12 protein-coding genes are annotated in these 11,255 nt (G+C 70.1%); 6 read left to right on the plus strand and 6 right to left on the minus strand.

What is annotated here, in order from left to right; all coding sequences use genetic code 11:
- The 3 genes from ACESK5_RS17365 to ACESK5_RS17375 form a co-directional block, all read left to right on the plus strand.
- Positions 1 to 1,028: hypothetical protein (locus ACESK5_RS17365; RefSeq protein ID WP_372912839.1), on the plus strand; the 1,028-nt coding region annotated here is incomplete at its 5' end.
- Positions 1,025 to 1,339, plus strand: coding sequence for a KEOPS complex subunit Pcc1 (locus ACESK5_RS17370; RefSeq protein WP_372912840.1), 315 nt, complete (start codon positions 1,025 to 1,027; stop codon positions 1,337 to 1,339). The genes ACESK5_RS17365 and ACESK5_RS17370, both read left to right, overlap by 4 nt.
- A complete protein-coding gene (locus ACESK5_RS17375; RefSeq protein WP_372912841.1) occupies positions 1,332 to 1,994 on the plus strand; it encodes a 30S ribosomal protein S3ae in 663 nt (220 codons plus the stop codon). The genes ACESK5_RS17370 and ACESK5_RS17375 overlap by 8 nt, the downstream gene beginning before the upstream one ends.
- Before the next feature lie 149 nt (positions 1,995 to 2,143).
- Here ACESK5_RS17375 and ACESK5_RS17380 read toward each other — a convergent pair whose 3' ends face one another.
- On the minus strand, positions 2,144 to 2,587 hold the full coding sequence (locus ACESK5_RS17380; protein WP_372912842.1) for a plastocyanin/azurin family copper-binding protein: 444 nt from the start codon (positions 2,585 to 2,587) through the stop codon (positions 2,144 to 2,146).
- A 153-nt stretch (positions 2,588 to 2,740) separates the two neighbouring features.
- On the opposite strand from ACESK5_RS17380, the gene ACESK5_RS17385 reads away from it, so the two are divergent.
- Entirely contained in the window at positions 2,741 to 3,421 is a 681-nt protein-coding gene (locus ACESK5_RS17385) for a protein sorting system archaetidylserine synthase (RefSeq protein WP_372912843.1), read from the plus strand.
- Positions 3,422 to 3,445: 24 nt separating this feature from the next.
- Here the strand turns inward: ACESK5_RS17385 and ACESK5_RS17390 are convergent, their stop codons facing one another.
- Positions 3,446 to 3,721 (minus strand): hypothetical protein, encoded by a 276-nt coding sequence (locus ACESK5_RS17390; RefSeq protein WP_372912844.1) that lies wholly within the window; start codon positions 3,719 to 3,721, stop codon positions 3,446 to 3,448.
- Positions 3,722 to 3,847: 126 nt separating this feature from the next.
- Here ACESK5_RS17390 and ACESK5_RS17395 point away from each other — a divergent pair, with 126 nt between their 5' ends.
- Positions 3,848 to 5,347, plus strand: coding sequence for an ATPase domain-containing protein (locus ACESK5_RS17395; RefSeq protein ID WP_372912845.1), 1,500 nt, complete (start codon positions 3,848 to 3,850; stop codon positions 5,345 to 5,347).
- A 45-nt stretch (positions 5,348 to 5,392) separates the two neighbouring features.
- On the opposite strand, the gene ACESK5_RS17400 is transcribed toward ACESK5_RS17395, so the two are convergent.
- The gene (locus ACESK5_RS17400; protein ID WP_372912846.1) at positions 5,393 to 6,538 is read right to left on the minus strand and encodes an acyl-CoA dehydrogenase; all 1,146 of its coding nucleotides are present in this window, start codon (positions 6,536 to 6,538) and stop codon (positions 5,393 to 5,395) included.
- Positions 6,539 to 6,702: 164 nt separating this feature from the next.
- Here ACESK5_RS17400 and ACESK5_RS17405 point away from each other — a divergent pair, with 164 nt between their 5' ends.
- A complete protein-coding gene (locus ACESK5_RS17405; RefSeq protein WP_372912847.1) occupies positions 6,703 to 7,779 on the plus strand; it encodes a phytoene/squalene synthase family protein in 1,077 nt (358 codons plus the stop codon).
- Positions 7,780 to 7,812: 33 nt separating this feature from the next.
- Here ACESK5_RS17405 and ACESK5_RS17410 read toward each other — a convergent pair whose 3' ends face one another.
- From ACESK5_RS17410 to ACESK5_RS17420, 3 genes are all read right to left on the minus strand, one after another.
- Complete coding sequence (locus tag ACESK5_RS17410; protein ID WP_372912848.1) at positions 7,813 to 9,474, minus strand: PAS domain-containing sensor histidine kinase; 1,662 nt, start codon at positions 9,472 to 9,474, stop codon at positions 7,813 to 7,815.
- 64 nt (positions 9,475 to 9,538) lie between these two features.
- Complete coding sequence (locus tag ACESK5_RS17415) at positions 9,539 to 9,898, minus strand: C2H2-type zinc finger protein (RefSeq protein ID WP_372912849.1); 360 nt, start codon at positions 9,896 to 9,898, stop codon at positions 9,539 to 9,541.
- Between the two features lie 9 nt (positions 9,899 to 9,907).
- The coding region (locus tag ACESK5_RS17420) for a hypothetical protein (protein ID WP_372912850.1) at positions 9,908 to 11,255 on the minus strand (1,348 nt) is incomplete at its 5' end.

Here is an 11,255-nt window from a genome sequence, read left to right on the forward strand (position 1 = left end):
GCGCCCTGCGTGAGCGTGGCGTCCCGTTCCAGGTGCGTGTCCGCCGCGCCGCCGCGTACGCGGTGGCAGACGACGGACTCACCCTGCGGGTCGGCTCGGCCGGGCCCGCGGACCTGACGCTCGCCGACCCCGAACGGACGCCAGCGGTGGCGTTCGAGGTCGCTCGAGCGCTCGGGACGGAGCCGGACCCGGCGCTGGCGCTCGCTGGCGTCGCGGCCGGGGAAGCGGACCCGGCGGCGTCGACGCTCGTCGACCGGGCGGGCCTCGACCGCTCACCCGGCGTCGGTCTCCCGGTCGCGGACCTCGCCGACGGCCTCGGACACACGACGCTCTTCCACGGGCCCGTCTCCGGCGGGGCCGACGCCGCGGGCGCGACGCTCGCGGAGTGGGACCTCCCCGCCGAACTCGACACGGACGCCCACCGACGAATCGCCTCGCTCGTCGCAGTCGAGACGACGACTGCACCCGGCGCGACGCCGCGTGCCGCCGAGGCCATCGCCCGCGCGCTCAACCCGCTCAGACTCGGCGAGCGCGCGCCGTTCGCGACGGTCGAGGGGTACGGCGACGTGCTCTCCGCAGTCGCCCGCGAGGATCCCGGGACGGGCGTCGCGCTCGCGCTGGGCCACGACGCGCGGACGGCCGCGCTGGAGGCGTGGCGCGCACACGCCGGATACGTCCACGCGAGCCTCCGTGAGTCCGAGACCGCACGGTACGGTGGCGTCTTCGTCGTCCGGCCGGCCGCCGCGGCCGGTGCCGGCGACGACGAGACCGCACGCCGACGGGCCGCCGGTCGACTCCGAACGGTCGCGCGACTGGCTCGCGACTTCCGGTCGCCGGAGCCGACAGTGCTCGTCGTCGGTGACGGAGTCGCGGCGGCAGCGACCCACGACGACACCGTCGACGTGGCGCGCGCGCTCTCGACTACGGTCGAGACCGGCGACGTCGACGGGGCGGCCCGCGAGGCGGACGCCCGGTTCGAAGCCGAGGCGGAAGCGTTCGAGGCAACGGCAAGGGGGGCGCTGTCGTGAGACGAGCGACCGTGCGGACGACGCACGCCACCCCCGAACACGCCGCCCTCGTCGCCGCCGCCGTCGAACCGGACAACACCGAGTCGATGGCGACACGCGCAGACGGGGCGACGGTGGCGACGACCATCGAACGCGACACCACCGGCGGCCTCCACTCGTCGGTCGACGACTACGTGGTGAACCTCACGGTGGCCGACCGACTCGTCGCCGGCGAGGGAGCCGCGACGGCGGGAGAGACGGACACGACGGCGAACGCATCGATAGCACAGACTGCCGACCACACAGACACGACACACGACACCCATGAGTGAACGATCAGTTTCGAGACAGAAGCGCGGCAAGCGCTGGTACACCATCCTCGCCCCCGAACAGTTCGACCGCGAGGAACTCGGCACCACCTTCGCCGACGAACCGGAGAAGGTAGAGGGACGAACCATCGACGTGACGCTCGGTGAGATCACCGGCGACTCCGGCGCCAACAACACCAAGCTCACGTTCAAGATTACGGAGGTGGCCTCCGACACGGCCTACACCGAGTTCGTCAAGCACGAACTCACCCGCGACTACCTGCGGAGCCTCGTGCGCCGCGGCGCGTCGAAGGTCGACGCCAACATCACCGTCCTGACGACGGACGACTACCGCGTCCAGCTGCAGCCGGCCGCCTTCACCACGAAGAAGGCCGACCGCAGCCAGGAGCAGGCCATCCGACGCGTCATGATCGACATCGTCGAGGAAGCCGCACGCGAGCGGACGTACGAACAGCTCGTCGACAGCGTCGTCGAGGGGCGTCTCTCCTCGGCCATCTACGGCGAGGCGAAGACCATCTACCCGCTCCGGCGGGTGGAGGTCCAGAAGCTCACCCTCGAAGCCCGTCCCGCAGAGGTCGAGGCCGAAGAGGAAGCCGCCGTCGACGTCGACGCCGACGAGGTGGCCGACGAGGTGGCCGCCGACGCCGACGAGGCCTGAAGCGGACGCGAACACGACACCGAGTTTTTCGCCGCGACGCGTGGGACGCCGAAGCGAGCGTGACGGAGCGTCGCCGACGGGCTGGACGCGGATGTATCAACTGCCAGCCGTACATATCAGGCTAGGTTATCCGAGAGAGGGTCGCGGAACTACTCCTCGACGACGACCGACCCGACCATCCCGCCCGGTTCGTGGGGCAGACAGACGTAGTCGTACCGGCCGGGGACCTCGAACGTGTACCGGAAGGACTCGCCGGAGTCGATTTTCCCCCCCAGGCGCTCCCGCCAGGCGTCGCGCGCTGTCGACTCGCTGTCGAAGCCGCCGCTGGCGAAGTAGTCGGCCTCCTCGGGGATGGCGTTCTCGTACGCCGTGACGGTGTGTCCGCGGGCGCTGGTGTTGTGCCAGACGACCTCCTCGCCGACCTGCACCGTGAGCTGGGGCGGGGTGAACGCGGCCGCGGTCATGCCGACGTCGAACTCCCCGCCACCGCCGCCGGTGACGAGCGCGGTACAGCCAGCGAGCGACGAGACGCCGACCGCACCGAGGGCGCCGAGTAACCGCCGCCGCGACGTCGCGTCGGTGAGACGGCTCATACCCGAACCTGAGGACCGAGCGCGTAAATGTCGCGTGGTTCTGCCCCCGGCGTCACGGGCCGGCAGCCGGGCGACGACGAGCCGGGAGAAGCACCGACGGCGTGGCGAGAGCGGATGTAAAGACGTAAAACCGCCCTCGTTCACGCGAGAGGTATGAAGCCGCGGTTCGTCGGCCGACTCGGGCTCGCGGACGCCGTGACTGTCGGGAACGCCGGGCTGGGATTCCTCGCGGCAGTCGCGGCGACGGTCGACGCCACGCTCGCGGCGCGACTCATCCTGCTCGCGGCCATCGCCGACGCCATCGACGGCGTCGTCGCCCGCAAGGTCGGGTCGACGGCCGCGGGCCCCTACCTCGACTCGCTGGCCGACGTCGCCTCGTTCGGCGTCGCCCCGGCGCTGCTCGTCGCCGTCGTCGTCCGCGAGGCGTGGGGCGGAGCGCCGGTGCGTGTCGGCGTCGGCCTCGCCGTGGCCGCCGGCTTCGTCGTGATGGCGGTGGTGCGACTGGGTCTCTACACGGCGTACGACACCGACGCGAGCGAAACGAAGGGGGTCCAGACGACGCTGGCCGCGACGCTCGTCGCCGCGAGCGTCCTCGCGGGGTTCGCCGCGCCCACGACGCTGGTCGCGCTCACGTTCGTGCTGGCCGCGCTGATGGTGACCACGATTACCTACCCCGACCTCCATGCACAGGACGCGCTCGTGATGGGCGTCGTCCAGTTCGCCGCCATCGTCGCCCCCGGGTGGTACGGCCGCGGGTTCGCGTTCGCGCTGCTCTTCTTGGCGCTCGGCTACCTCGTCCTGGGACCGGTCTTCTACTGGCGCGACGGGCTCTGACGCCGGCTCGGTGCCCGCTCGTCGTCACATCCCCATGTCCGCGGCGTCGTCGGGGACCGGGAGCGACCGGGGGTCGACACCGAGGAGTTCGCCGGCGTGGTCGAGCGCCATGTCGAACCCGTAGTAGCGTTCGAGTTCGTCGCCGTCCGCGGTCGGTCTGACCTTCAGCATCGCGTACCCCTCGCGATTCTGGGCGATGGCCGCGGTCCGGCCGTCGCCGTCGAACTCGAGCACGCGCTCCGTGTCCGTCTCGTAGTACCGGGCGGTCACGCCGTTCTCGTCCGCGGTAGTGCCACTCATGCCCGTGGCTTGGCCTCGCTCTACCCAAACCTGTCGGTTCCACGGGGCGCTCGCGTGCCCGGGTTCGTCGAGACGCCCGTGGCCGGCGGACGTAGAGTTATATGTTCACCGGCGGTGGCCTCACGTATGCCACAGTCAGAACCGAGAGTCGCGCTGGGCGATCCAGTCCTCGACGAGATGCTGGGGGGTGGCGTCCCCGAGAGCCGTGCGGTGCTCGTCACCGGTGGTCCCGGGACCGGCAAGAGCACCCTCGCCATGCAGTTCCTGCAGACGGGGCTCGACGCCGACGAGGACTGTCTCTACGTCAGCACCGAGCAGACGCTCGAGGAGTGCCGGGACGCGTTCGCGCCGTTCGACTTCGACGTCGACCACGACCGACTCACGTTCGTCTCCATCCACGCCACGCCGGGGCGGACCGTCGAGGGGGAAGAGGAACTCACCCTCCAGTCGCTCGACGAGCAGGAGGTGCTCGGCCCGGGGTTCGACGCCCCGTTCACCGGCGAGTACATACGCCAGTATCTCGAGCGGTACGTCCCCTGTGACCGCGTTGTCTTCGACAGCACCTCCGGCCTGTCGGCCATCTCCAGCGACGAGAACCGCTACCGCCGGACCGTCCTGGACCTCATCCGCTTCTTCTGTGACGACGCCGAGGCGACGGCGCTGCTCACCGCCGAGGCGCATGGGAGCGACTCGCTCACCGGGAGCGACCTCCTCCGCTTCACCAGCCACGGCGTCGTCGAACTGTCGCGGCGGTCGGTCCGCTCGGACACCCACCGGTTCCTCGAGGTGACGAAGATGCGCGGGGTCGACCACGACCACCGGACGATGGAGATGGAGATCACACCGGAGGGGGTCCGCGTCGGCCCGTTCCGGCGGTCACAGCCGCCGGCGCTCAAAGACCACCGTCACACCCCCGTCGGCATCCCCGGCCTCGACGCGCTCTGCGGCGGCGGCCTCGTCCGTGGTGCGGGCGTGCTCCTCCAGCACGACGGCCGGGCGAACCTCGGAGCGCTCTTCTCGGTCCTGCTCTCGCACGCGTTCGAGACGGACCACACGGTGACGCTCCTGCCGACGATTTCGCTCCGGCAGTCGCGCGTCGAGTCGCTCTTGGAGGGTCACGGCCTCGCGCTCGACGAGCTCCTCGCCGAGGACCGCCTCTTCGTCATCGACCTCATCGGCGCGTGGGACCAGTCCGTGCCGAACGTCTACGGCTCACCCGACAGCGGGGCCGAACTGACCGACCTCATCTCCGACCTCGACAACCGGACCGACCGCGACCGGTTCCACGTCGTCAACGCCGACGCCGTGACCCACGCGTTCGGCGACGACGAGGCCCGGCAGGTTCGCTACTTCGAGGAGGCACAGCTGGTCGAGGACGACGACACGCTGCTGCACGTGTCGAACCCCGACACCGTCGGCGACCGTATCGGCGCCTTCTACCGGGACGCCGCCGACCAGGTGCTCGACGTCCGCATGGAGGACGGCGGCCTCCAGTACGTCACGCTCGCGAAGTCACCGTGTGGGTTCGTCGGAACGACGTCGCTCGTGGAGTACGTCGAAGAACCCCCGTACATCCGCGTGCAGTACCCTCCGCAGACGCGGGAGAACCCCTACGCCTGCGAGTGACCGCTCGCCCGTCCACGACGACGGGGACGGGGATGGGGAGGCCGTTCAGGAGTCCAGCACCTGGTCGCCGATGGTGTTCCGGAGAATCTCCGAGGTGCCCTCGTAGATCTCGTTGAGCTTCGCGTCGCGGTAGAACCGCTCGACGGGGAAGTCCTTCGTGTAGCCGTAGCCGCCGTGAATCTGGATGGCCTCGTTCGCCACCTCTCTCGACACCTCCGACGCGTACAGTTTCGCCTGCGCGGCCTCCTTGATGTACGACTCGCCGCGAATCTTCCGGTCCGCGGCCTGGTGCATCAGGAGCTTCGCCGCCTGCACCTTCGTGTCCATGTCCGCGAGCTTGTGCTTGATGGACTGGAACTCGCCGATGGGCTGGCCGAACTGCTCGCGGTCGTTCGCGTACTGCTTCGCCTCGTCGAGTGCCGCGCGAGCGATGCCGACGCCGCGCGCCGCGATGGTGATGCGACCGCCGTTGAGCGTCTTCAGCGCCTGGACGAACCCCTCGCCCTCCTCGCCGATGAGACGGTCCGCGGGGATGCGCATGTCGTCGAACCGCAGTTCCGCCGTGGGACAGCCCTTGTCGCCGAGTTTGTGCTCGGTGCCCTCGACGTGGAAGCCCGCGTCCTCCTTCGGGCGGACCACGAACGAGGAGATGCCCCGGCTCCCCGCCTCCTCGTCGGTCTTGGCGAACACCGTCACCGTGTCGGCGACCGACCCGTTCGAAATCCACAGCTTCGAGCCGTCGACGACGTACTCGTCGCCCTCCTTCCGGGCGACCGTCTCCATCGCGGGCACGTCGGAGCCGGCACCGGCCTCCGAGAGCGCGAACGCGCCGATTTCGTCGCCGAGGTTCAGCGGTTCGAGGTACGCCGTCTTCTGTGCCTCGCTCCCGAACTCGTAGAGCATGTTCCCCGCGAGCGAGGTGTGTGCGGCGACGACCGTCCCCAGGCCGCCGCTCCCGCGCGATATCTCCTCGAGCCCGATGGCGTACGAGTGGTAGTCGAGGCCGGCACCGCCGTACTCCTCGGGGAATGGCATCCCCATGAGGCCGAGTTCGGCCATCTCGTTCATCAGGTCCCACGGGAACTCGTCGGTCTCGTCGATCTCCGCGGCGCGCGGCACGATCTCCTCGTCGACGAACTCCGCGACCATGTCTCGGATCTGTCGTTGCTCGGTAGTGAGAGCGAAGTCCATGTCCGGGCTTCGAAGCTCTGTGGCTTGAATGTTGGCGCGGGCGAGGGGTGACTCGACGCTCACGGCGACGCCGTCTCGACGCCAGGGCGTGCCGGCCACCGAGACGCGTCGACCGATGTCCAACGAACTTTTTATGCCCCCATGCCTACATCCCGCTATCTCGAATGTCTAGACACGTAGACCGTCCGCCGGGAGTCGACGCCGACCTGGAGTGGTGTCACGAGGCGGTCCAGGGCGTCTCGCGTACGTTCGCCCTGACCGTCGACGTCCTCGAAGAGCCAATGGCGTCGTACATCTGTGTCGGCTATCTCGTCTGTCGTATCGCCGACACCGTAGAGGACGCCGACGACATCCCACCCGAAGAGCAGGCTCGCCTCCTCCGCCTCTACGACGCGGCGCTCGACCCCGACGACGACACCACCATCGAGGCGTTCGTCGAGAACGTCGAACCGTACCTCCCGCCCGAGGAGACCCGCTCGGACGACTGGAGCGTCGTCGCGCAGGCCCCGCGAGTGGTCGACACCTTCGAGGGGCTGCCGCACGACGTCCGGGAGGCGGTCACGCCGCCCGCGCGCGAACTCGTGCAGGGCATGGCGATGTTCGTCGAACGCTACGCCGAGAAGGGCGGCCTCCGCATCCAGTCCCGCGAGGAACTCGAGGAGTACTGCTACTACGCCGCCGGCACGGTGGGCAACCTCATCACGAACCTCGTCACCCGCGGCGACATCGCGTCCGAGCGCCGCGCGAAACTGTACGAGACGGCCGAGGAGTTCGGCCTCCTCCTCCAACTCGTGAACATCGCGAAGGACGTCCGCGACGACTACGAGGAGGAGAACAACGTCTACCTCCCCGCGGAGTGGCTCGAAGAGGAGGGAATCCCGCAGGACGCCGTCCTCGAACCGGACAACGCCCCGGGGACCGCCGCGGTGGTCGAGCGCACCGCCGACCACGCCACGGGCTACCTCGACGACGCGCAGACGTACCTCGAGACGGTCCCGCTCACCGACGGCAACACGCTCGCGGCGTGGGCCATCCCGTTCCTCCTCGCCGTGGGTACCCTCCGCGAACTGCTCTCCCGTCCCGAGGACGCCGTCTCCTCGACCGGCGTGAAGATCTCCAGACAGGAGGTGTTCGCCGTCGTCGGCGCGATGACGAGCAACGCCGGCAGGGAGTCGCTCGCCGAGCTGAAAGAGCTCATCTACCGCCAGCCGTACCACGTCGCCCGGACCAGCGCCGACTGAGGACGACCCCGAACTCGTGGCCGTGCCCGCGGGTCAGTCCGGGTCGGCCGCGTCCGCGTCGAGCCGGAACTCGAAGCGCGCACCGCCCTCGGCGGCGTCGACTGCCCTGACCGTCCAGCCGTGCGCCATCGCGACGTCGCGGACGATACCGAGACCGAGTCCCGTCCCTCCTTCGCTCGTCGAGTAGCCGTCGTCGAAGACGTCCCCCGCAGCGGGCACCAGCGAGAACCCACGGCCGTCGTCCGCCACGAAGAAGCCGTCGGGATCCGCGAGCGGGCCGACGCGGACGGTCACGCCGGTGTCGCGCTCTGCGTCCGGCGACCCGTGCTCCACGCTGTCCTCACGAGCCTGCGAGTGGGGGTCTGTCGAACCATGTTCGACCGAGTTCCGGAAGAGGTTCTCGAACAGCTGGTGGAGTTTGCTCTCGTTGGCCTCGACCGTGTGGTCGGCGTCGACGTCGACGCACAGCGCCGCGTCCGCGGTTTCGACGTGGTCCCAGGCCTCCTGCGCGGCGCGAGCGAGCGAGACGGTGGTCGTCTCGTCGGCCGCCTCGTGTGAGTCGGGCGCGGTGAGGACGTCGTCGATGAGCGCCGACATGCGCTCGTGTGCCCGGCGGGCGGCGTCGAGGTGTTGGGGGTTCGAGTCCATGCCGAACAGCCGGAGTCGACCCGTCGCGACGCTGAGCGGGCCGCGAAGGTCGTGCGACAGCACCTCGGTGAGTCGGTCGAGCCGCTCGTTCTGCTCGCGAAGCTGCCGCTCGTGCTGTTTCTGCTCGGTGACGTCGAGCGCCGCGGCGGTGAGGCCGACGAGGGTGCCCGTCTCGTCTCTGAGAGGTTCGACCGTCAGGTCGTACGTCACCTCCCCGCTGGGGACGTCGTACGTCACCTCCTCGCGGACCCCCTCGCCGGTCTCGAGGACCGTCCGCTTGGGGGTCATGACGACCTCGGCGGCCTCCGGCGGGAGCAAGTCGTCGTCGCGCTTCCCGAGGACCGCGCTCTCGTCGAAGTCCTCGTGGGAGTTACCGATCCACGTGTACCGGAGGTCGGTGTCCAGCCTGAACGCGACGAGCGGAGAGTTCTGGAGCGCGGTCCGGAACTGCTCCGTCTCGGTCCGGAGCTCCCGTTCGAGACGGCGCTGCTCCGAGACGTCGTCGACGACCATCGTCACGCCCGCCGGCGACGGTGAGACGTCGTACTCGACCCAGCCGGCCTCCAGGTCACCGACGGGCCGCGACTCGCGGACGACCCTGCCGTCGCCGGCGAGCGCCGACTCGAGCGCGTCGACGAGCCCCCCGCTGAGTGTATCCACGTCCCGGGCGTCCCGTCCGACGACGGACGACGGAGGGAGGCTGAGAAACGTCCCGGCGGCGTCATTGAGATAGCTGAACCGGAGGCGCTCGTCGAAGACGACGACACCGGCGTCGACGCCCCCGAGTGCGTCGTCGAGCGTGGGGACCGGAGTCGACCGTTCCGTGCCGGCGGTGTCCGGCGACGGGGCCCACCAGACGGGGGTGTCCGCACCGACGACCTTCGTCTCCAGTCGGCCCTGGTCGACGAGGCGCGAGAGGAACGAAGCGGCCACGGACCGGTCGACGTCGAGGCGGTCGACCACCTCGGACACGGTGTACGGCACGGACGACTCCTCGAACAGCGAGAGCAGTCGCTCACGCACGTCGGGAGGGGAGTCGTCTACCATCTGAACGTCCGGAACGCTTCGACAGCACGCTGTATCAACCTTTTCCTGGCGAGAGCCGTCCGTCTCACGTCACCACGGCGAAGACGAAGAGGAAGCCGAAGTACAGGAGCACCAGGAGACCGAGCGCGACGATGCGGAACCGCCGCAGCGACGCTCGCTCCTCCGCGTAGGCCGCCTCGAACGCCTCGCGCTCCTCGTCCGTCAGGACGCCGTCGTGGGCGAGTCCGTGGTGGAGCGTGAGGTACGACTCCCGGGCGAACGGTCGCTCACAGTAGTCGCAGCGGTGTGTCGGCGCGCCGTCGGGGACGGCCGTCTCGACGTCGGTCCGTTGCGCACCGCCGACGGTGGCCGGCGCGGACGAGTCGGTGCTCGGTTCGACGGGCGAGTCCGCATCGGACGACGGGGGTGGGGTGTTCGGTGACATCTGTCTCACTCACGCGGAGAGGAACGGGGGGGCGACGAACGGTTCGGCGACGACCCAGAGGCTCACCATCGTGTACGCGATCATGACCGCGGTGACGCCGTACTGGCTCCGGACGGCCTGGAGTCGACTCGGGAAGAGGTCGTACGCGGTGGCGTGGGCGACCCAGACGGCGACGAGGTGGCCCAGGAGGACGAACCCGAGGTCGAGCGCGGTGAACCAGTTCGGGACGACGAGGACGGTGGGGTTCGCCGGCGGCGACAGCGGCGCGGCGACCACCTCGAGGAACGTCGGCGCGAGCGTGAGGACGGTGCCGAGGTTGTGCGCGAGGTGGTAGCCGGCCGCGATGGGCAGCAGGGCGGGGGCGAACCGTCGGGCGAGTTCCGTCCGGGTGAGGTAGGTGTCGGAGGTCCGTCTGGCGGCGGCAGTCGCGAGGCGGTACGCGAGGAGGAACACCCCGAACCCGACCAGGTACGCGCCGAGGTAGACCGCGAGCGGGGGGAGTCCGACCCCGACGACGGCGCGGGCGACGTCCGCCCAGAGGCCGGTTGCGATGAGGCCGTCGTAGGTCGTCACGAACAGGATGGCGACGACGAACGCCACCTCGTCGCGTCCGGTGACGAGTCGCGTCTCCGAGAGGGCCGACCCGGGCAGTCGGAGGCGCAGGCCCCCGTCGGTGCGTTCGACGGGGGCGACGCGTCCGTAGTACGCGAGCGCCCGCGAGACGGGGTCGGCGGTCGAGAACCACCGGTCGGGGGAGAAGACGACACAGCCGGCGAGCGTGACGACGGTGTAGGCGACCACGACAGTCGCCAGCAGGCGCGGGTCCTCCGCGAGCGGCGAGGTGACCTCGAGCCACACCAGGGCGAGCAACCCGGCGACACTCGGCCACGTGCCGAGGCGCTCGGGGTACGGCCGGTCGAGCGACGGGAGCACCGAGGCGACGGTCCGGAACGGGTTGACGCTCGGCCACGTGTTGCCCACGAGGTACGTCGAGGCGACGTACGCGCCCCACCAGCCGACCCAGACGACGAGGATGGCGAGGTTCCGTGTCGGGGTGTCCGGCCCGACGAAGCCGAGGACGACGACGGCGACGAGGGAGACGACGCCGACCACCTGGCCCACCCGGGAGAGGAGACGCGAGGGTGCGGGGAGCGCCCGGCGCCACGCGTGGATGCTCGCGATGAACAGCCGGTCGGTGACGAAGCTCGCCAGCAGGAACGACGCGCCGACGACGCCCCCGCCGGTGAGCAGGAACAGCCAGGTGGGGACAGCGAGCGACTCGCGCGCGGCCCCGCGGACAGCGCCTCCGTGTGCGGCCGCCACGCCCGTCGCCACGACCAGCGCCGCGAGCGCGGCC

It is taken from the genome of Salinigranum sp. (assembly GCF_041641895.1).
In the GTDB taxonomy this organism is placed as follows: domain Archaea; phylum Halobacteriota; class Halobacteria; order Halobacteriales; family Haloferacaceae; genus Salinigranum.

Excerpts from the sequence above, each read along its gene's own strand:
- ACESK5_RS17375 (WP_372912841.1), top strand. The coding sequence starts at position 1,332 with ATGAGTGAACGATCAGTTTCGAGACAGAAGCGCGGCAAGCGCTGGTAC.
- ACESK5_RS17380 (WP_372912842.1), bottom strand. The coding sequence starts at position 2,587 with ATGAGCCGTCTCACCGACGCGACGTCGCGGCGGCGGTTACTCGGCGCC.
- ACESK5_RS17385 (WP_372912843.1), top strand. The coding sequence starts at position 2,741 with ATGAAGCCGCGGTTCGTCGGCCGACTCGGGCTCGCGGACGCCGTGACT.
- ACESK5_RS17390 (WP_372912844.1), bottom strand. The coding sequence starts at position 3,721 with ATGAGTGGCACTACCGCGGACGAGAACGGCGTGACCGCCCGGTACTAC.
- ACESK5_RS17395 (WP_372912845.1), top strand. The coding sequence starts at position 3,848 with ATGCCACAGTCAGAACCGAGAGTCGCGCTGGGCGATCCAGTCCTCGAC.
- ACESK5_RS17400 (WP_372912846.1), bottom strand. The coding sequence starts at position 6,538 with ATGGACTTCGCTCTCACTACCGAGCAACGACAGATCCGAGACATGGTC.
- ACESK5_RS17405 (WP_372912847.1), top strand. The coding sequence starts at position 6,703 with ATGTCTAGACACGTAGACCGTCCGCCGGGAGTCGACGCCGACCTGGAG.
- ACESK5_RS17410 (WP_372912848.1), bottom strand. The coding sequence starts at position 9,474 with ATGGTAGACGACTCCCCTCCCGACGTGCGTGAGCGACTGCTCTCGCTG.
- ACESK5_RS17415 (WP_372912849.1), bottom strand. The coding sequence starts at position 9,898 with ATGTCACCGAACACCCCACCCCCGTCGTCCGATGCGGACTCGCCCGTC.